Annotated in this window: 23 protein-coding genes and 1 tRNA gene; 17 read left to right on the top strand and 7 right to left on the bottom strand. The window is 34.3% G+C overall.

What is annotated here, in order from left to right; genetic code table 11:
• Nucleotides 1-2: 2 nt before the first annotated feature.
• The 17 genes from RMO03_RS03825 (at nt 3) to RMO03_RS03745 (ending at nt 15,587) form a co-directional block, all read left to right on the top strand.
• On the top strand, nt 3-2,654 hold the full coding sequence (locus RMO03_RS03825; RefSeq protein ID WP_309640765.1) for a hypothetical protein: 2,652 nt from the start codon (nt 3-5) through the stop codon (nt 2,652-2,654).
• Nucleotides 2,655-3,024: 370 nt separating this feature from the next.
• Nucleotides 3,025-3,267: a hypothetical protein gene (locus RMO03_RS03820; protein WP_309640764.1), complete on the top strand. Its 243-nt coding sequence runs from the start codon at nt 3,025-3,027 to the stop codon at nt 3,265-3,267.
• A gap of 3 nt (nt 3,268-3,270) precedes the next feature.
• A complete protein-coding gene (locus RMO03_RS03815; RefSeq protein WP_309640763.1) occupies nt 3,271-3,546 on the top strand; it encodes a helix-turn-helix transcriptional regulator in 276 nt (91 codons plus the stop codon).
• Nucleotides 3,543-4,754: a DNA cytosine methyltransferase gene (locus RMO03_RS03810; protein WP_309640762.1), complete on the top strand. Its 1,212-nt coding sequence runs from the start codon at nt 3,543-3,545 to the stop codon at nt 4,752-4,754. The genes RMO03_RS03815 and RMO03_RS03810 overlap by 4 nt, the downstream gene beginning before the upstream one ends.
• A complete protein-coding gene (locus tag RMO03_RS03805; RefSeq protein WP_309640761.1) occupies nt 4,747-6,267 on the top strand; it encodes a DNA cytosine methyltransferase in 1,521 nt (506 codons plus the stop codon). Before RMO03_RS03810 ends, RMO03_RS03805 begins: the two co-directional genes overlap by 8 nt.
• Nucleotides 6,264-6,641: a hypothetical protein gene (locus RMO03_RS03800; RefSeq protein WP_309640760.1), complete on the top strand. Its 378-nt coding sequence runs from the start codon at nt 6,264-6,266 to the stop codon at nt 6,639-6,641. Before RMO03_RS03805 ends, RMO03_RS03800 begins: the two co-directional genes overlap by 4 nt.
• Nucleotides 6,642-6,651: 10 nt before the next feature.
• A complete protein-coding gene (locus tag RMO03_RS03795) occupies nt 6,652-8,355 on the top strand; it encodes an AAA family ATPase (protein ID WP_309640759.1) in 1,704 nt (567 codons plus the stop codon).
• A 3-nt stretch (nt 8,356-8,358) separates the two neighbouring features.
• On the top strand, nt 8,359-10,038 hold the full coding sequence (locus RMO03_RS03790; protein ID WP_309640758.1) for a hypothetical protein: 1,680 nt from the start codon (nt 8,359-8,361) through the stop codon (nt 10,036-10,038).
• A 259-nt stretch (nt 10,039-10,297) separates the two neighbouring features.
• A complete protein-coding gene (locus RMO03_RS03785) occupies nt 10,298-10,816 on the top strand; it encodes a helix-turn-helix transcriptional regulator (RefSeq protein ID WP_309640757.1) in 519 nt (172 codons plus the stop codon).
• Nucleotides 10,817-10,964: 148 nt separating this feature from the next.
• Nucleotides 10,965-11,393 (top strand): hypothetical protein, encoded by a 429-nt coding sequence (locus RMO03_RS03780; RefSeq protein WP_309640756.1) that lies wholly within the window; start codon nt 10,965-10,967, stop codon nt 11,391-11,393.
• A 216-nt stretch (nt 11,394-11,609) separates the two neighbouring features.
• Nucleotides 11,610-11,694, top strand: a tRNA-Ser gene (locus RMO03_RS03775).
• A gap of 281 nt (nt 11,695-11,975) precedes the next feature.
• The gene (locus RMO03_RS03770) at nt 11,976-12,389 is read left to right on the top strand and encodes a hypothetical protein (RefSeq protein WP_309640755.1); all 414 of its coding nucleotides are present in this window, start codon (nt 11,976-11,978) and stop codon (nt 12,387-12,389) included.
• Nucleotides 12,386-13,195 (top strand): site-specific integrase, encoded by an 810-nt coding sequence (locus RMO03_RS03765; protein ID WP_309640754.1) that lies wholly within the window; start codon nt 12,386-12,388, stop codon nt 13,193-13,195. Before RMO03_RS03770 ends, RMO03_RS03765 begins: the two co-directional genes overlap by 4 nt.
• A 156-nt stretch (nt 13,196-13,351) precedes the next feature.
• Nucleotides 13,352-14,269: a hypothetical protein gene (locus tag RMO03_RS03760; protein ID WP_309640753.1), complete on the top strand. Its 918-nt coding sequence runs from the start codon at nt 13,352-13,354 to the stop codon at nt 14,267-14,269.
• A 383-nt stretch (nt 14,270-14,652) separates the two neighbouring features.
• Nucleotides 14,653-15,012 (top strand): hypothetical protein, encoded by a 360-nt coding sequence (locus RMO03_RS03755; protein WP_309640752.1) that lies wholly within the window; start codon nt 14,653-14,655, stop codon nt 15,010-15,012.
• Nucleotides 14,999-15,193 carry a hypothetical protein gene (locus RMO03_RS03750; RefSeq protein WP_309640751.1) on the top strand — a complete coding sequence of 65 codons (195 nt, stop codon included), beginning with the start codon at nt 14,999-15,001 and terminating at the stop codon, nt 15,191-15,193. Before RMO03_RS03755 ends, RMO03_RS03750 begins: the two co-directional genes overlap by 14 nt.
• 247 nt (nt 15,194-15,440) lie before the next feature.
• The gene (locus RMO03_RS03745; RefSeq protein WP_309640750.1) at nt 15,441-15,587 is read left to right on the top strand and encodes a hypothetical protein; all 147 of its coding nucleotides are present in this window, start codon (nt 15,441-15,443) and stop codon (nt 15,585-15,587) included.
• A gap of 48 nt (nt 15,588-15,635) precedes the next feature.
• Here RMO03_RS03745 and RMO03_RS03740 read toward each other — a convergent pair whose 3' ends face one another.
• From RMO03_RS03740 to RMO03_RS03710, 7 genes are all read right to left on the bottom strand, one after another.
• Nucleotides 15,636-16,439, bottom strand: a complete 804-nt coding sequence (locus tag RMO03_RS03740; protein WP_309640749.1) for an endonuclease/exonuclease/phosphatase family protein — start codon at nt 16,437-16,439, stop codon at nt 15,636-15,638.
• A gap of 25 nt (nt 16,440-16,464) precedes the next feature.
• The gene (locus tag RMO03_RS03735) at nt 16,465-16,680 is read right to left on the bottom strand and encodes a hypothetical protein (RefSeq protein WP_309640748.1); all 216 of its coding nucleotides are present in this window, start codon (nt 16,678-16,680) and stop codon (nt 16,465-16,467) included.
• A gap of 36 nt (nt 16,681-16,716) precedes the next feature.
• Nucleotides 16,717-17,154 (bottom strand): hypothetical protein, encoded by a 438-nt coding sequence (locus RMO03_RS03730; protein ID WP_309640747.1) that lies wholly within the window; start codon nt 17,152-17,154, stop codon nt 16,717-16,719.
• Between the two features lie 21 nt (nt 17,155-17,175).
• Nucleotides 17,176-17,709 carry an FxLYD domain-containing protein gene (locus tag RMO03_RS03725; protein WP_309640746.1) on the bottom strand — a complete coding sequence of 178 codons (534 nt, stop codon included), beginning with the start codon at nt 17,707-17,709 and terminating at the stop codon, nt 17,176-17,178.
• A 19-nt stretch (nt 17,710-17,728) separates the two neighbouring features.
• Nucleotides 17,729-18,118, bottom strand: a complete 390-nt coding sequence (locus RMO03_RS03720) for a heavy metal-binding domain-containing protein (RefSeq protein ID WP_309640745.1) — start codon at nt 18,116-18,118, stop codon at nt 17,729-17,731.
• A gap of 104 nt (nt 18,119-18,222) precedes the next feature.
• Nucleotides 18,223-18,891 (bottom strand): response regulator, encoded by a 669-nt coding sequence (locus RMO03_RS03715; protein ID WP_309640744.1) that lies wholly within the window; start codon nt 18,889-18,891, stop codon nt 18,223-18,225.
• Nucleotides 18,892-18,902: 11 nt separating this feature from the next.
• The gene (locus RMO03_RS03710; protein ID WP_309640743.1) at nt 18,903-20,600 is read right to left on the bottom strand and encodes an ATP-binding protein; all 1,698 of its coding nucleotides are present in this window, start codon (nt 20,598-20,600) and stop codon (nt 18,903-18,905) included.
• Between the last annotated feature and the right edge of the window lie 8 nt (nt 20,601-20,608).

The raw sequence follows: 20,608 nt of genomic DNA, 5'->3' as shown, positions 1-20,608 counted from the left end.
CGATGAAAAAATTAATTACCCTAGTCCTATTGCTTCTGGTTTCAGTGGCATTTGCCCAGACTCCGGCCAAGATGAGTTACCAATCGGTGATTCGCGATACTAAAGACGCCCTGGTCACAGAAAAACCAGTTGCAGTACAAATCAGCATTCTCAGAGGATCGAAAGATGGCGAAGCTGTCTATATTGAAACGCATCATGTCGCTACAAACAAAAACGGACTGGTGAGCCTTCAAATTGGGGGTGGTGAGATCGTAAAGGGAAGCCTTGCCAGTATCAACTGGGCTGACGCAACATACTTTGTAAAAACAGCTACCGACGTCAATGACGGTGCTGATTTTGACATCGTGGGCGTTAGTGAATTCCTAAGCGTACCTTACGCACTTCATGCGCTTACAGCAGAAAATGCTTTTAGTGGAGACTACGGCGACCTTATCGGGGCGCCGACAAGATTGTCAGAATTTGTGAATGACCTCGGCACGCCATCAAACACTGCATCAGCAGTCGGTGTCCCATCGCAGGTATGGAGCCTTTTTGGAAATTCGAATTCAAACCCATTGGTAGACAAATTAGGAACTACGGATGCCAAAGATTTTGTTTTCGTGACCAATAATATCGAAAGACTTAGAATCCTTGCCAATGGCGACATCAATCTTAAGAAGAGCCTTGAAATCGGGGAAGATTTAGTCGTGAAAAGAAACGTTACACTCAACACCACAGGCGGACAAACCATTAATAAAGGAAACTTCACTGTTTCGAACATGAGTTCAACATGGCTGACAGGAACCGCAGACATCGACAAGTCATTAAACGTTGACGGCGCAACGACGCTTCAAAGCTCACTGGATGTGAATAACATGTCGCCAACACACCTTACGGGATTACTCGATGTTGACAAAACCCTAAACGTGGATTTGGCTACAACGCTTCAAAGCACATTTTTGGTAAACAACGGTGCGGCTTCGCACATGACCGGCGATTTGGTCGTAGATGGTGTAATCACCGCAAACGGCCCGATGGCAGTGAATAATACACTCGCGGTTTCTGGTATCACCAACCTCAATAACAACCTAAACGTTAATAACGGAGCGACAACGCATCTAACAGGAGCATTAAACGTTGACGGTGCTACAACCTTAAACAATACCCTTGGTGTAACCGGTGCCACAACGCTTGGCAGTACGCTTGGCGTTACCGGTGCCACGAATTTAAACAGTACACTTAATGTCAACAATGGTGCAGCTTCGCATTTGACCGGTGCTTTGGATGTTGACACTACCCTCAATGTTGACGGTGTTACTACGCTGCAAAGCGCACTGAATGTCAACAACGCAGCAGCCACGCATTTGACCGGCACGCTGACCGTTGACCAATCAGCAACCTTAAACGGTGCTTTAAATACTAATGGCCAGGTGACTATCAATACCAATGTCTCTGGAGGTGATGGCGCTTATGGTGCCTATCCGTTGCGAGTAGAAGGAAGTGCGCAGGGCGTTGCTATCAAACTTACTGCAGGAACACCTGACAACTCGAATAACTTCATCACTTTCTTCAACAGTTCAGGTGGTGCAGTCGGCCGCATTGAAGGCGAAACGACTGGGGAAGCTACAAGCGATCCGGAATTCATCTTCAATAACGCCATCCTTGTTGCCGAAGAAGTGAAGGCGGGTGTCAATGTAGGCACTTCATTCATCCCCGTTGTTGTAGGTGGTGTAGTCGTTTCATCAGGACCATGCGGTGCGTGTATTGCTGCAGCAGCAGCTGATCTTGTTTTGGCTTCAGCGAATCTTGCGGGATACAATGTGTTCGCACTAGAGAACCTTGGGGTTACCTACCAGTCAGGTTCTGCGGATTATGCAGAATGGCTCGAACGCAGCAATGCGAGTGAAAGAATTACAGCAGGTGATATCGTAGGTGTTAATGGTGGAAAAATATCAAAAAACACGACCAATGCGCAGCAATTTATGGTCATCTCAACCAAACCGGCTATGCTAGGAAATATGCCAATGGATGGTCAAGAGAAAAACTATGAAAAAGTGGCTTTTATGGGACAAATTCCGGTAAAAGTGCGCGGTATCGTCATGTCTGGGGATTATATCCTTCCATCAGGAAAAAACGACGGAACCGGAATTGCCGTTGCGCCAGCCGATATCAAGCCTGAGCAGTATGCAAGCATCGTGGGTGTTTCGTGGTCAAATTCATTGATCGCTGGTGGTGTTTCTACCATAAACATGGCGATAGGTCTTAATACGAATGATATTGCTGCACTGGCCATCGAGCAGGATAAAAAAATCAAAGCGATGGACAGCAAACTAGCCGATCTTGAACAACGCCTATTGGCTTTAGAAAACGGAACACCAGTTGCGGCTAAAACTGCGCCTATTGCTCCGCAAGTGCCTGCCGCTGTGCCGACACTTTCGCGTTATGAACTTCTAGCTTCCAGTATGCCTGCAGAACTTAGTGCTGCTGTTATGGAGGAAGCCATGCAATATTTGGCCAATACCTACCAACAACAAGGTTTGGTCATCGCAAATCATCCTGGACTCAACAAACTGTTTAACGATGCTTCTTACAGAGCGCAAATCATCAAAAAATCTCAAGATACGTACAAAGTTTCTTATCAAAAGATTTTAGAATCTGCAAGAAACAGAAACTAATGGATACTTAATCATGCCAAAAGCCGGAGCGAAAGTTTCGGCTTTTTTTGTGGATAGGCTTTTTTTGGTATTTCGACTATCGAATGTTGAGTATGACAAAAGGGAGAGTTGTGGGTTGGAGATTAGGGAGTATGTGAGTTATTGAGGGACACGCCTATGGCTGTGAATTATGAGATTGTGAATGAGGCTTTAGGAAATATAAAACTGCAGTTGATGCGGTTTTTTTTGAGGGGGAAAGCTTTCCTAGCTATAAGGATTGTGTTATGAAGATTGTTAACAAAGAGTTCAGTATATTGCACTTTGTCGCAGTCGTTTTAATATTTTTGTTTTGACAAAATAACTTATAGGATTAATAGTGATTAAATTTATTATGAGTACCATCTTAAACCAAGAAGAAAAACTAAAGCATCCCAACTATAAATTAATGGAATTGAAAGGCGATGCTTTAGAAGCAGAATTAAATAAATGGTCAAGATTAGACTTGATAGCATGGCTATGTTGGAATGACCGAAATGGAGTATACAAAGACGAAGAATCACTGCAAGAATTCGGAAATATGGTAAGCAAAGAAGAAGCGATTGAAATAATTACCAGACAAATAACAGAAGCATAAAAAATGACAAACAGTAACGGTCAAATAGCGGAGACTTCGATGGAAACTTATCTCAACGGCTGTCGTCTTAAAATGGGCGAAACGATTCGGGAGATAAGAGAAAAAAAAGGCTACAGCCAAGAACAATTAGCCGATATCATGAAAGTAAGCAGAACAACCATTTCTAAAATTGAAAGTGGAAAATTCAATTGCAGTATAGATTACCTATCTAAGTTTTCTTGGTTTTTGGGATTTGAAGTAACAATTAAAGATTTTAAAAATAATTCAAAAAATATATGAGTAATTATACTTTTATAGATCTATTTGCAGGTTGTGGTGGTCTTAGCGAAGGGTTCTATAAACAAGATTTTAAAAGTTTAACCCACGTAGAGTATGACTCATATGCTTGCAGAACTCTAAAAACAAGAATGCTACATTATGGTTATTCTGATGAAGAAGCATCTGTCCTAGAAACAGATATAACAAATGATAATATTATTGACCAAATTAAAAACGAAATAAAAGATAAAAAAGTAGACATAATTATTGGTGGACCACCTTGTCAAAGTTTTTCAACTCTTGGTAGAGCTAAAGATGATAACGGAATGGCTGATGATCCACGTAATTTTTTATTTGAAAGCTATGTTAAGATATTAAATCATTTTGAACCTAAAGTTTTTGTTTTTGAAAATGTTACGGGGCTGTTAAGTGCAAAATTAAAAGGGAAACCAATTCTAAAAAAAATTCTAAAAGAACTTGGACAAAAATATAATTTAATAAAAGAACCTGAAAATATGGTCCTTAATTCTTGTGATTATGGTGTTCCACAAATTAGAAAAAGAGTTATTTTAATTGGAACTAGAAAGAATTTGTCGATAAAGCCGTCTGAAATTTATGAAGGAATAGTTAAGACTCACTATAATCCTGACTATGAATTAAATTCAAAAAACAATTTAAAGAAATATGTAACTGTTAAAGATGCAATTTCTGATTTACCAGCTATTAAGCCAGGTGAAGGTAAAATTATTACTAAGCATAATATCAAAGAACAGAATGAGTTTCTTTTAAAAATTAGAGATGAAAGTGAGACGTTACTTAGAGATCATGTTTCAAGAACTCATAATGAACAAGATAGACTTCGTTATAAAACAATGAGTAAAAATAAATGGACTTTTACTGATCTATTGGAAAAAAAGCCAGATTTGAACCATATAAAACAAAGGGTTTTCAACAATAGTTATGTAGTACAATGGTGGGACCTCCCTTCTAAAACTATTATTGCCCATTTATATAAAGATGGTAATCAGTTTATACATCCTGATTATAAACAAGAACGAACTATTACACCTAGAGAAGCTGCTAGATTACAATCTTTTCCAGATAACTTTGTTTTTGAGGGATCACGCACACAACAGTATAAGCAAATAGGGAATGCTGTACCACCTTTAATGGCGGAAGCTATTGCAAAAAGTATAAAGAAAACATTAGAGAGGATAGAAAATGTTTAATAGAGTTTCAGAAATAAAAGATATAAATACTAAAAAATTCTTTATCGAAAAAGTTATGCTTTTCAATAGATTAGTTCAAGTATTTGCTAAAAAAAACAATATCTCTTTAGAAGTTTGTAATGATGGAAATGAAGTATTTGTATTAAATAGATTAGTTGAACTTAATATTGTTGAATCTAATAACGAACTTAAAGAATTAGAGAAGTTATTAAAAAAAGATTTATATAATGAATTCATTTCAAGTGTTAAATTCACAACGGTTAATAAAGATAAATTAGATAATACTTTTAATAAACTAGATTCTAAAAAAAGAAAACAACTTCAAGAAAGTTCTAAAGAAAATAGCAAGCCTAAAATAGTTGATTTTTTCTGTGGTGCTGGTGGTTTAAGTTTAGGTTTCGCTCAAGAGGGTTTTCATATTGATTTAGCTAATGATCATGAAGCAGTATGTATTGAAACATATAAGTATAACCATCCTGAAATTCCAGAAGAGAGGGTAATCAAAGGCGATATCAGAAAGATTGTTGATCATTTAGATAACTATATAGTAAATGAGATTGATGTTGTAATTGGTGGTCCTCCGTGTCAGGGTTTTAGTTCTGCAAATCAGCAACGAGTTATAGATGATCCTAGGAATGAACTCTACAAGTATTACATTAAAGCAATCGAAAAAATAGCTCCTAAAATTGTTATCATGGAGAATGTAAGAGGTATGCTTCCCTATGCTGAACAAGTAGTTGAAGATTATCAAAACATTACTGTGAAAAAAGACGGAAATAAGTTCACATATAAAATTGCATACAAAGTACTTGTTTCTGATGATTTTGGAGTAGCACAAAAAAGACAAAGGCTAATTTTTATTGCTATAAGAAACGATATTGTTAAAAATAAAAAAGTTACACCTTCAAAACTTTTTGATGAAATAGAAATTGCTGCAAAAGAAATTAAAAAACACGTTTTAAAAGATGCTATAGATTATATAAAACCTTTAGAATCCCCAAGGATTAAAAATCTAACAGAAATAGATGATGAAACAACTGGAAAAAAAATAGATATAAACCAATTTCTTGGAAACGAAAATGATTATTTAAAATTGATTAATCAAAACAAAATTATTCCATATGTTTTCAATCATAAAGCTAGATATACAAATGAAAATAATTATGAGATATATAAGCTTTTAAATCAAGGTGATGATGGGACGAATGAAAAAATAAAAGATATAATGCCTTATTTACATAGAAATCATATTTTCAAAGATAAATATTATAAATTAGTTGCAGATAAGCCTAGTAGAACTATTACTGCTCATTTAAAAATGGATTGTCATTCACATATTCACCCGTTTCAGGTAAGAAGTATTACACCACGAGAAGCAGCTAGAATTCAGTCTTTTCCTGATGATTATGTTTTTTTAGGCGCTTACCTTAAAACATATATGCAAATTGGCAATGCGGTTCCTCCATTAATGGCCAGGTATATTGCTGCTTCTATTAAAAAATATATTTTATGAAAGTGACACAATACATAAAAAAATTAAGCAGATCCAATGCTGGCTTAGCAAAGATGAATGATGTATACATAACAATTGCAACAAACGCAGATCCAGTTTCCATTTTTGGGGATCCTCCATTATCGATCGATTTTGTTGACAGACAAACAAAAAATATAACGAATTTAAACTTCAAACACGAAAGCAATGGGGAATATCGATTATCTAAACTAGGGCCGTACGTTAGAGCAAAACAAGCAAAAGAAGGGGATAATATTTATCTTGAAAAAATTATTGACGATAATAATAATGTCAAATTTATTATTGATATTGATACTAACATCAATTCTTCGAGACAATTACCAAGTTGGCAGAAATACGAATTCAACTATTAATAAAAATAATATGGCAAAATATTTTAGCATATCTATAGATCCACTAATCTCAACTTTCTCAAAAATAGAATCTGGCAAGGAAGTCATATTCAAGGTTGATACTGAGAAAGCAAGTCCTCAAGTTATGTCACCAAATGATATAATAGTAGCTTCAGTTAATGATCAAGTATATTATAATTTTATTGTTACAGAAATTAAAGGCGATTCAATTAACCTGAAAAAAACTTTTGAGATTGAAAAAAACATTAGTTTTAAAATTAATACTACTGGTGTTTTTGAAGAAATTACTAAGGACCAATATCAAGATATTTGTTCTCGTCTTTTTTCAGATTATAATAATAGTGGTTCAGTCCCCATCAAAAAAGTTACAGCAGGGAATTTAAAAGAAAGTTTTGCAGATTGGTTTATTAAACTAGATAAGGTTAAGCATAATTATTTTACTGACTCTTTCGGATCGAACAGAGATAAGCTTTTAGAACAATTAACCAAATATGATACTATATATAAAGAACAATTTGGAACATCTGTATTTAGCTTACCACAAAATGAACTCAGCGAGTTTATTAATGAATTAGAAAGTAATCTATATAGTGATAAAGGAGAATTTTTTGAGTTTAGTTTAAAAACCTCAACCCATATGCCTAGAGCAATTCTTGGTAAAAAAAACTACATAAAATTTCTAAAGGAACTTTTAATAGAATCAAAAACAGCATCAGCAAATTCTCCAAAAGTTAACCCAGTAAATAAAATATATTTCGGCGCTCCCGGTACCGGAAAGTCTTATAAAATTACTGAAGATTTACAAGATGTCGATACCATATTTCAAAAAAGAATAACTTTCCATCCTGAATATGATAATACTTCTTTTGTTGGGGGATATAAACCTATAACCGACAGTAATGGAGAAATAAAATATAAGTTTGTGCCTCAAATATTTACTAATAGTTTTGTTGAGTCTTGCAATGATCCTGAACACCAATATTACTTAATCATTGAAGAAATTAATAGAGGAAATTGTGCCGAAATATTTGGTGAGTTATTTCAATTATTAGATCGTGATGAAAATTATAAAATCACGCCCTCAAATGAACTAATTAATTACCTTAACGAGAGTATCCCTAATTCTAAGTTCTATGTTGACGGGAACATGCTTTTACCGGACAATCTCAGTATAATTGCTACTATGAATACTTCGGACCAATCGCTCTTTCCTATGGATAGTGCTTTTAAAAGACGTTGGGATTGGGAGTATATTCCTATTTGTTACGAACTCAAAGACGATTTTGGAAAAATAAATGATTCCAATGATTTTGAAATTGATATAGAAGATGGCGAAAAATATAGCTGGATAGAATTCATAAAAAAAGTCAACTTAAATCATATTAAAAACAACCGTTCTTTAGGTATGGATAAATGCATTGGAAATTACTTTATTAAACCAGATAATAATAAGACAATTTCACTAAAACCATTTATCAATAAAGTTATTTTCTACTTATGGAATGATGTTTTCAAAGATGAAGATAACTTAGTATTTGAGGAAAATACCTCTTATGAAGATTTTTTCCCAATAGATAAGAAAGGTATGAAAAAAGTCAAAGAACTATTTGAACGAATTAAACTAGAACCAATTGTTAAACCTTATGTAGTAGCAGAAGAATCAGAGCCACGGTTAAGACAAGCGGCAGAGGGTAGAGAAGAACAAGACTCTTAAATAATGAAAATCCTAATAGAAAACGAGCTATATTCTATCGAATTACTCCAAGGCGTGTTCGATGATCCAAAGTTTTATAAACAAAATGGTTTGGATGGAATAATCACGTCTGTTGGGTATTATCATTCTTTCGAAAAGAATAGTTTGGTCTTTATGCTCCCAAAAGTCTTTATGAAAGATAGTGACAAAACTGTTTTTGGCTGCACAAAGGAAGAGTTAGTTGACTTAATCATAAATGAATCTATTAAGCACAAAACACAATATAATTGGGTGCGGCAACTATCGGTGCATTTTTATAATAGCTTATTGGAATTTAAGAAGAGGAGAAAGGATACATCAATAATTCATACAACTGAAACATTTGAGCTAAATACAAATATTGGGAACAAAGAGTACTCTTTTCTAGATTTGTTGTTAAGCTTTGTTAACTTCTATAAAAAGAACAAACAACAAATCTTATTTAAGCATATAGAATTCGTTTCAAACCAAGCTAAGAAACCAAAATGGGAGAAGACCATTAGGAAATCATCACCTATATTTTTGAATAGTAAAAACCCCATTTACACTGAAATAAGGAATAAGAAAAAAATCATCAATACAGAAGAGGAATTATTAACTTATTTCTTTTCGATACTAAATCGTTTAAATAAAGACCATCATTTACATCTTAAAATTGATAAATCTTTTCAATTAATTGAAGGAATGCGTTTTGATAGATTATGTTTAAACGGAAGTAGTAAACTACGAAAAATTAAACATCGTTATTTTAATGATACTTTAAAAAAAATGTATCTGCTATGTGACATGTATTTCACACAGTTTGATACAAGCAGTATCAAGAGGAAAAGAGAAGATTTCTTAGCTATTAGTAATTATAATTTGGTATTTGAGGATATGGTAGATAAATTATTCTCCAATAAAATGACCAATTTAGAAGTAGATGGCATTACTATAGAAAAGCTTAAGAACAATGATGACGGAAAAATAATTGACCATATTTATGATTACAAATCTTTGATTGATACTAGTGATATTTTTTACATTGGTGATTCTAAATACTATAAGTCTGATACCACTGCAGGTAAAGTTTCAAAGTATAAGCAATTTACTTACGCCAAAAATGTTATTCAATTCAATATTGATTTACTCAATAAGAACAATCAAAATCAAACAAGTAGTTTGAGATATAGAGATCTTGTAACTGAAGGATATAATATCTCTCCCAATTTCTTCATTTATGGTTATATTGATGATGTGTTAAATTATGATGTTCATTCCATTGATAAAAAAGGAGATCCGAAAGTATCCTTTCATTTTAAAGATAGATTATTTGATAGGGATACCTTATTTGTGCATCAATATAAAATTAATTTTTTATTCGTTTTAAAAGCGTACTCTCACTTTAACGAAACAGAAATAGAGTCATTTAGAAAAGAGGTAAAAGAAACTTTTCGAGATAACTTTGTGAAGTTCTTCAATGATAGTCATGCGTGCGGCTTTGAATTATACGAAGCTAAATTCAATCGAGAAGATTACCCTAAATTCGTTGAAACCCATTTTAAAAAACTAAATGGCAAGTGTTTTTGCACAGTAGATAATAGACTTATACTTGCGAAGCACAATTCTGATAAGTCAATTGATGCCTTACTAGATAATTTTAGATTGCTAAAGGAATTAGATTAGCAACATTTTCTAGATTTCAAAATCGTACAACCATCTAGCGCAGATATACACCCAAGCGTAGCGAGCTGATGAACTAATCCGTGCCAATCACTTTGAACAAATCTTGTTTTCTCTATTTTATTTTCCAACTTGTGTCATTTTTTATTCTGTTTTAAATATTGCACACATCTTGTGACAAAATTTTCGCATAAAAAAAAATTGTCACCAAAACTGTGGCAAAATATTTGTCTGCGAAAAAATTGTCACAACACTTCAGGCGATGAAAAAAGAAAATACCATCCGGACTTTATTGGGCGTTACCCAGCAAGAACTTGCGATGTTGCTAGGGGTTAGCCGCAGTCAGTGTGCAATGTTTGAAACCGGCAAACGCGATCTACCCTTAACTGCCAAACAATTACTCGCCGAAATGCTTGCGTATGTGCAGTCAACCGAAAGTACAGCCAAAACTGCGCGAGATGCATCCCTATATTCCAATCAACAACAGCTAGAACGCTTACTGCTTGAAAACGAATACCAGCAACTGCTCGTGGCACGCAAAATCGCCGCCGCGACCAAAAAGCAAGAAGCACATTGGCGGTTCTTAAAGCTCGCGGAGTTTCTAAATGCGCGCGATTCGGGCAAACAAGCAACAACAGGATTGCCTACAGCCATTGTAGGTAAAGCTTCTAAAGCACTCGAAGCACCGCTATCGGACTTGCTTACCGAGCAACGGCACCGTCACGAAATATTGGTACTCGAAAAACTACTGCTGGAGTCAAAATTGCGAAAATTGCTTTGAAGTATTGAATTTACTGAGGAGAAATGGGATTTACAGTTGATTATAATTACTTATTTATGTTAAATTAATATTAAATATTTCTAATTTTAACAATATGGTTCATGATTTGAAAAAGCAACAACATTATTAATCATTAAATATTGAAATCATGAACTATTCCATTACCAACCTGACACAAGTTGCCGACTGTGATGCTTTATTGTCTTGGGCAGCAAAAGAGCAAGCTGATTTGAATTTCAAACGAATTTCAGACGAACGTTTAACCGCCCGATATGCTGAGAACGCACAAGAACTCGATGCCGTCCTACAAGGTGTGCTCGCCGAACTTACCGCAACAGAAACCATTATCGCGGTATTGCCAGAAGGACCATCGAAAGAGGATGCCATCAACAAGAGAACAAGACTTGAGTACAAGAAGTTTCTCTTAGAAACCCGCAGAGAGAGCTACGGCTCTGTAGCCTTACTAGAGAAAGAAATGGATTTGGCAAGGGTCATGCAAGAGCTTACCGAAGTGGATGCTTTTATACTGAGCGTCAATTCGAGAAAAGCGGAACTGCAGCAGCAGAGCGCAGCGTAACAATGAAAGAGCAGGCTTAGCGCCTGCTTTTTTTATGACATCAATTTAGCGATCTGTTTATTGCTTCATGCTGTAGTGGTTGTTGTAAATCAAACAAAATGAAACAGTTGAATGGCCTACTTCAAAAAACTTCCATTTTTCGCAGAAAAATATTTTCTTAATCAAAAAAGGTTGCTATATTTGCAACCGCATTGAGTAATTGGTGCACGACTTATTGGAGAAATGGCAGAGTGGTCGATTGCGGCAGTCTTGAAAACTGTTGACTGTTACAGGTCCGGGGGTTCGAATCCCTCTTTCTCCGCGGAAAGCATGTTTCAAAAGAAACATAAAAGCTCAAAACCCTTTAAACATTAGTGTTTAAAGGGTTTTTCTTTTTTGCGAGATTATCAAAAAACACATAGAAACGCATAGTTTAGTTACCCATACGTTACCCCATGTGTTTTAAGAAAAATGGGGTAATGCAGTTACCCCATTCTCAGAAAATCCCCTGAGAATCCCCTGTAAACGTTAGGGGTGCCGATTTTTTTTAAGTCATTTTGTACTCGAACCTAGTAGTATTTCGAACCTAAACTTAAAAAAGTCATGATTAAAATTTTCTTTTACATTAAAACCGAAAAAGCAAGAGTTAACGGATTGTGCCCAATTGTCGCGAGAGTGGTATTGGGACAGAAAACAACAACAATCAGTACTGGTAAATTAATTCTGCCTGAACGTTGGCAGGCCACAGAAAGACTGAGAAAATTGCTAACAGTCGAATCTGAAAAAGTACTGAAAGAATCTTTGGATTTATTTCAGCTCAAACTTGAGAAGCTTCACAATTCGATGTGTAAGTTTGAAGAGGAGGTCGAATTAAATAAGCTAAAAAACCGGTTTTTAGGAAAACCTGAAAATGGAGGTTTAGTTACCCTATTGCCGCTTTTTGATTTACACAACAATCACTTTTTGAAATTAGTTGACTTGGTGAACGCTCCAAATCCTCATATCAGAAGTATTTGAGGTCTAAAGAACTCGTGCGGTTGTTTATCAAAAAACAATATGGAACCGATGACATTGAAGTAAAAGACATTACCAGTTCTTTTATTTACAACCTAGAGAGTTTTTTAAAATTCGAAAGTTGCCATAATGATAAAGTCGGGATCAAAAACAATTCTGTAGTCAAGTATTTCAGAACCTTTAAGACAGTGTGCAATTATGCGATTAAGATGGACGTGCTTGATAAGAACCCCTTCAATAAGTATGAGGGAAAAGTACGGGTGATCGAGGCCGTGTTTCTAACCCAAGAAGAACTTGATAAAATTGAGGCTAAAACTTTTGCAATAGACCGATTAGAGCGAGTAAAAGATATCTTTCTTTTTAGCTGTTTCACCGGTTATGCTCCGGTTGATACTTCTAAATTAACGCGCGAAAATATTATTAAAGATTCAAAAGGTGATTTGTGGATTAAAACCACAAGACAAAAGACCGGAATTAGAGCAAATGTGCCTGTACTTCCCCAAGCGCTAAAAATCATTAATAAATATCAATTTTCAGAAGAAGCAGGTATTATTCCTAAGATTTCAAACCAAAAGATGAATGCTTATCTCAAAGAGATTGCAGATATATTAGAAATCAATAAGAATTTGACTTGGTATGCGGCACGACATACTTTTGCCACTACAGTGACTCTAGGCAATGGAATAAAGATCGAGAATGTTTCGGCAATGCTTGGGCATACGAACATAAAACAGACGCAACATTACGCTAAAGTGATGGATGTGAATGTCATGGAAGACATGCAGAAATTGAAGGATAAATTTAATTAAAGTACGGTTGAATATCGAACTCAAAAAAATATTATAAATAATAAAAATTATTATAAAGAATAATAAAATGTACAAACATTAAAAAAGTATTCTAAACAATATTTTTTTTCTGGTCAGAATGAATTGCTACATTAGCATTCATATTTACACCAGACTATGGAAACTAGAACCGATTTTATCGATAGAATAAAGCGAATTTGCGCTGTGAACATTACGTTTGACGGCAAACAAAAGCAATATTTGATCAACGATGTTTGGGCTGACGAAATTGAGGGAGAATACTTCAAAAACGACGTGTATGATTTAGAAGATACCTTAATGGAAAATCTCAGATTCGTTAGCCGAAAAAGGGAAGTAATTGTAGAATTATGCGAATTATTGCAGCAAAAAATAGCTTGGTATGAAGCCAGGGCAATTACAAATCTGGCATTCTTGGATCATATTCAGTCAAGCGTACGCGAACTCTACGGGTCAGTATCTAAAAAAGATAAGTTTACTGCAGCCTCGATTTTGCAATGTGATGATAACGACGCGGCTGAAGTCGACGAGATAATATATACTTTAAAGCGCTTTGAGGAAGAATTTGACTTTTATAAAAACGAAGAACATATAGGAAAAGTTATATTGCTACATGCACTACATCTCCATTACAAATCATTGAAAGCGTTGTGTCATTTTTTGTTGAAATTAGAGAAGGATGTTGATACCATTGATTTTGACGATTTGGCTTCTTCCGGCGCCTATTTGAAAACTCAAAGACAATTAGGAAAATGTACCTTAAAATTTGACAAAATAACGACATCAGTGTTTTTTAGTATTCTCACGGAGTGCGATATAATACGTATGGATCATAAGGAATCTTTAAACAAAATAAAAATTCAAAAATTTATTGAAGAGAATTTCAATTATACAAGTGATGATGGAGAAGTAAAGCCAATACATAGAATCAATAAAGAAAATGCAAAGTTTAACAAGGGAGAGTATTATCAAACACAACTTAAGGTACTTGATCAGCTCATCCATTTATTTGAAGAGAATAAGGCGTACGTCAAGCGTATTAATAAAATCCCCTGAGAATCCCCTGAAATAATTTGGTTAGCCTCTAATCTGTTTCTTACTTGCACTATCATTAAACGAGTAAGTCATGACAGAGCATCAATCAAACGAAATTAAAATACCCACTTTAGGCAGCATACGAATACTGATAGAGCCTATATATACCAGACTTGGAAATATTGAATTAAGTCTTAAAAGTCAGCCACAGAAGAAAACTACGACTAAATACTACCGCAACCTCGACCTGAAGAATCTCTTCGGACTGTCGAGTAATACCATCATTAAATATCGTGAAACCGGTATTCTTCCTTATACGAGGCTAGGTGATATATACTTGTACGAAGTTGCTACAATCGATAAAATACTAACAGAAAATAAAGTAAATCTTTAAATAAAAAATTATGAAAGCGATAGATCCATTAACAGGTGAAGAGTTTGAGCCTAAGAAAAAATCACAGCGGTTTGCGTGCCCTGCAAACCGTATAAAATACAACAATCAAAAAGCGATTAAGCTCAGAGAGTCAAGATCATTTCTAGATAAACATGTTCACAAGAATCATTTGATATTGAAGGAAATTTGCGGCAATAGAAAAGAAAATATTTTTAATATGTATTTCTTGGAAGGAAAGGGTTTTCGGTTTGATGCTACCAATCATGATATGATGTTTCAAAATAGATTTGAACGTTGTGTTTATGAGTTCATTGTAATTCCAGTTGAAAATAGTGATAACTTTAAAATAATAAATCATGACAGATATTAGATTAAATCAAACAGTTCCTAGGACTTTTGTTTTGGAGCAGACTATTGCAGAAAATGAGAGTTATAAGTTTGCTAATAGGTTTTTAGTAGGGTTAACTTTGGTTATGGTATTAGGTACAGTAGTTTATTTTATTAGGATGCAGCGGCAGGCAGATGAAAGCTATAATTCAAAGAATAAATAAAATTATTGTTTTGAATAATAATTTTTACAATGGAGTAGTGTTTTTTTGAGAAAATGAAAACAAAATTGGACGTTTTCAAAGCAAATAGTATTTGGATGAATACGGATTGATTTGTTTGTTAGGTGGATGTAATACCGATGGTAGATGAATGAAATAATTTATAATAATAAGATTCGTTATGGAAAACCGTAAGGAATAGGTTGAAACCTGATATAATTTAGACAAAATAATTTTAAAATAAAATATCATGGCAAAAACGTCTCCATTTCACAGCGCAAAGCAATCTGTGTATCACAACAACACAAGTTGTACTGAAGGCAACAACATCGAAAAAGAAAATCTTCGTCAAGGAACAGGAGGAAAGCCTCTTTGTACTCGTTGTAGCAAACTTTAATTTTAGAGCCGCTTTTTTTAGTGGCTCTAAATTTTGTAAATATTGAAATCATCTAAAATCAAATTCCACCCAAATAGGAATGTGATCTGAAATCATTCTAGCACCCTCTAGTGATTCAAAATTCTCGTAAAAAGAAATTACTCCAGCTTTATTTGCTTTAATCTTATTTGCATTGTAAAACATATTGTCAAATTCTGAAGCAAGACATGTATCGCCTTTACATGCCTTTTTTAAAGAAGTTTTTTGGTTCACTAAAATGGGTTCGTACCCCATTTTTTTTAATGGATTAAATACAGAATGTGATTGTGGACAGTTAAAATCGCCTGCAAAAATTAAATTCAAATTAGAATATTCTTCGGGCAGGTATTTAAAATATTTTATTTCTGTTTCAGGCTGCTTACTCTTTGTGATTGCATGAAATGTAACTAAAGTAAATGTAGTTTCACTGGATTGAAATGTGCAAAGAAAAGGCTCACGATCAATTTCTAAATTGTATTTTTTTTCGAGCCATGCATTACCAATTCTTTTTATACTATTCTTTTTCCAAATAAAAGCATAGCGTTCGGTTTTGTATGCGCTGCTACTGGTTGGATCACTAACCACATAATCCCATTGATTACCATTGTTATTTAGGTCTTCTGCTAATTTAGCAACAGCTTGAGCGCCTTCATAGCTGGCTACCACTTCTTGAATAGCAACGATATCATAATTTTTTATGGTATTGGCAATAAAAGATATATCAGCTTCAGATTTTGATTTTCCAAAATTTTCAATATTCCACGACAATACCTTGGTTTGGGTATACGATGAAATAGAAAAAATGAAAAATAAATAAGAAAGGAACAGTTTCAAAGAAATTATTTTATAGAGTGATTGATTAATCTTCCCAGCCGCAAAGCGTCAAACCGAAAGATTGCGCTTTACTTTTTGAGACTTTCACAACTTCATGGTTACACGCATTTAAACCACGGCAAGTTTCCGAATAATGGTATTTTTTAGCACCTTGAGGGCCACAGATATAAACAGTATCATCAACGGTATTAAATGATGTTATAATAAAGAAAATAACCAGTACAAGAATTTTTCTAATCATCTGAATTTGTTTAATCGACTTTAAATATAACGATTTTTATATTACTTCCAATTCGTACTCATTTCCATTTTCATCAGTCGCCTTTATTTTTCCGTGGTCAATCCATTCTACATCAACTTCAATTTCATTATTTTCGGTATCAATCAACATACCTTTTCCTTGATTTCCCTGAATAGAAACTGAACCTGATAATTCATTATTATCGATATCGTTTCCAATTACGTCGTATGTATATTCATAGTGACCACTTGAACCGGTTCTATGTTCATATTGATGACTAGAATCAATATGGTAACTGACTTCTTCCTGACTAGTTTTTGTATTTACTTCCTGATCTCTATTGATTGATGTGGGATTTTCTACATGCGTAATTTGTTTCTTGTTACAACTAACACATAGTAATGCAATGGCAATTATTTCCACATGACTTAAAAATTTTATACTAGATTTCCTAAACATCGCTAAAGATTCCATGTTCAATAGATTAAAATATACTTATTTCATAACGTTATTAACTTGAACTTCATAAGTTTCACAATTTTGAATATCCAAACCCATAACATCAATTGTTTTCTCTGCACCAGCAGCAAAATTGGCTGCATTCCCTATACCTGTTCCTACAATATTGCCCTGCTTGTCGTAAAACGTGGCTTGCAAATCAACATAGTTAATCAATTCGTCAGTGTTATTCCTGACCCGGCAGTGAATCGTGTAAACATCCATGACATCTTCATAGCTTGAACTTTGTTTCAGAATTTCGACGTCTGGTTTTGTTTCTTCAACTACTCGCGCTTCTTCTTCAGTTGGTACCGCCGTAGTTTCAGATTTAGTATTAGAAGCGCTATTTTTTTTATCGCCTAAATTGGCTATAACCAGAACGGCAAAAAAACAGGTGACTGCTATTTTCCATCCTTTTGAAATAGACGAGTTTTTCCACAAAGCATACAAGCCAATTGGAAAAAAAATAATGAGCAAAAGTATTACTAACCAGGTTTTTTCACACCAGGAGTTTTGGTTCTGTAATTCCATAAAATTATATTTAGAATGTTTATTTGAATTTAACTGCAGTTCCGTACATCTGCAAATAGAAGTATTGAAACTGATTCGTATCCATGTCGATATCCTGTCGCATCCCGATGATGGCATCCGCTCCAATTTTGGAAGCTCGTTTCTGTATTTCTCTTACGGCGATGTAAAATGCTTTGTCGAAATCATTTTGCATTCCGAAACTAAACTCTCCGTAAAGGAATCCCCAGTCTGCTTTTGTTTCAGACGATAAACCTTGTTTTTGAATAGCCTGTAACTCTTCTTTGTAAACTTTTGAAAGTCGGGTGAGGTCGCTTGAGAAAAGCCCTTTGTTGGATAGTTGGAAATAAATGGGTCCAATGATATCATACTCTCTTTTTATATCAGTTGTAGTAACAATAATGTTTTGCATTTTAAGGATGTTTAAAAGTTGTTTATTAACCAAACTTAACCCCAATACAAATCACAACCTTACGGAAACCCGTAAAGAAGAACAATTCATAAAATTAAAATGAGTTACACCAATCCCAAGTCTTTTGCGATGGCAATTAAGTGCACATTATTATTTGCTTTGAAAAATATCTTAAGCTTGTTAATGCGTTTTTCAATACTACTTGTACCGTGTGGTGTAATGCCAATTTCTTTAAATTGTAATGATACCTCCTCTTGTGTTAATCCCGTTGCAAGCAGTTTCAGCAATTCAATATCGTATGGTTCAATTTCCAAAAGAGATTTATCTAATAATGTGTGAGCGAGTTCAGGTGATAAAAAAACAGAGTCATTATTGTAGATGCTTTGAATTCCTTTCTTTAGTTCCGGAATACTATTTCGACCTTTTAATATATACCCATTAATTCCTTCTTTTTCAATGAGATTTTTAATACGATGGGTTTTATCCTCAATAGAGAACACTAAAATTTTAATATCCGGCTGTATTCTTTTTACCGCTTGAATCAAATCTTCACCAGATTGAAGTTTTTCTTCGCGGTGGTCTAATTTGAAAGACAAATCAGTAATTAGCAAATCATATGGTTGCTGATCAACAAGGCCTTTTTTGATTTTCAATAAGGCTTCATCGCAATATTTGGCATGTTGGATTTCTGGAATTGACAGCTCCTCCAACGCATGGATAACAGCTATATTAATTGTATCTAAATCGTCAACTGTGATTACTTTTTGGAACATAATTGTGACATTTAAACTGGAAATGAAAAATTGACTTTAAAGCCTTTTCCAGATGTTGCATCAAAACTAATTGTTCCCTTTATAGCCTCAATACGGTTTTCCACATTTTGGAGTCCATTTTTTAGATTCAGCTTATTTTCACTGATTCCAATACCATTATCAGAATAATCAACGACAATTTTGTTTCCCATTTTTTGAATGGTAATGACCACCAAACTACATTGACTATGCTTTTTCATATTGACTAAAAGTTCCTGCAATATGCGATATAGCATAATTTTTTTGTGGTCTTCAATGAAACTCCAATCAAAAGATTCAAACCCTTTTGAAATGACATTGACATTCTTATCACTGTAACCTAAAAGCATTTCCTTCAAATGATTTATAAAATCAGGCCCGGTATTAATCGTGCTATTTTCTTTTGAAATGTTCCGTGTTCGCGAATAAATGTTATCCAAAGTGTGAAGCAAGGATTCTTTGTTTGTTCCAACATTTAGATCTTGGGTTTCTGCAAATGTCATTGCATGGAAAACATCGTTGGCTAATTCGTCATGAAGCTTTTTGGCGATACGTATTTCAGTATTATAGGCCTCATGTTGCTTGTCTTTTTTATGTTTTATTCTGAGAATGATATAGAGCAGGAACACCACGATAAAAAAAGTAATTAAAGAAATCACAAGCAAAGTGTTTCGGTTACTGATCCTTTCTTTCTCTAATTTTAGGTTAGCGTTTTCTGTTTTTGTTTTTGTCGCGTCATATTTAATTTTCGCAAATTGATTCTTTGCTACTTGTCTCGAATGTATCAAACTGTCACTTAACCGAAGATGAGTGATTGAGTATTTTTTAGAATCAATTCCGTTAGTATTCTGAATGAGTTTGCCCAAGAGTTGGAGTTGGTCATCAACACTTTTTAACTGGGATGATATTGTATAACCTTTCATAGCGTAATCGACAGCCAATGCACTATTAGAAGTTTCATAATAATCTGCTAAATGATAGTAACTCGCGATTAGTCCGAAATCATCGTGAGTTAGTTTTCTGACTTTAAGTGACTCATTTAGCAAAGAAATTCCATTTACGTTACCTGTTTTAAAATAACAATATCCCAAATTATCAAGAATTCTAGCTTGGGTTTCCTGATTTTGAATGGCTTCTCTATTTTCTGAAATAGATTTAAGTATTTTGATGGCTTGATCATATTTTTTCTGATCCATATACACAACCGCAATATTGTTTTGCAGAATTATTTTTTCGAGTGTGTTTGGCGTAAACCTTAATGCTTGTTGATAATAAAAAATGGACCGTTCGTAATTCCTTTGCTCTTTGTAAGCAATACCTAATATGTTGTAAACGACAGGCGGATATGAAGGTTCTTTGGTTTCTTTAAAATATGGAATGGCTTCGGTGGCATTGGCTTCACTTCCTGAATAATCACTTTGAACTTGTTGGATAAAAGACATGCGAATCAATGCGTAAATGACATTATCGCCATCAATCTTAGGATTGCAGTTTAATTTTGCTTCGTTGTAATAATAAAAAGCACTATCGTAGATATGTTTAGCTTCATAACGTTCGGCCTTTTTTAATAGTAAATTATAATTTGCTTTGTTATTGGGGACCGCTTCAATATTTTCATTTTGGCATGAAAAGAAGAAGCAGAGCAAAACAAACAAAATAAAATTCGGGAAACGAAACAGTTGACGTATCATTTCCCGAA

The sequence above is a fragment of the Flavobacterium sp. genome, from assembly GCF_031411595.1.
GTDB lineage: Bacteria > Bacteroidota > Bacteroidia > Flavobacteriales > Flavobacteriaceae > Flavobacterium.
This window is presented reverse-complemented; position numbering and strand designations above follow the sequence as displayed.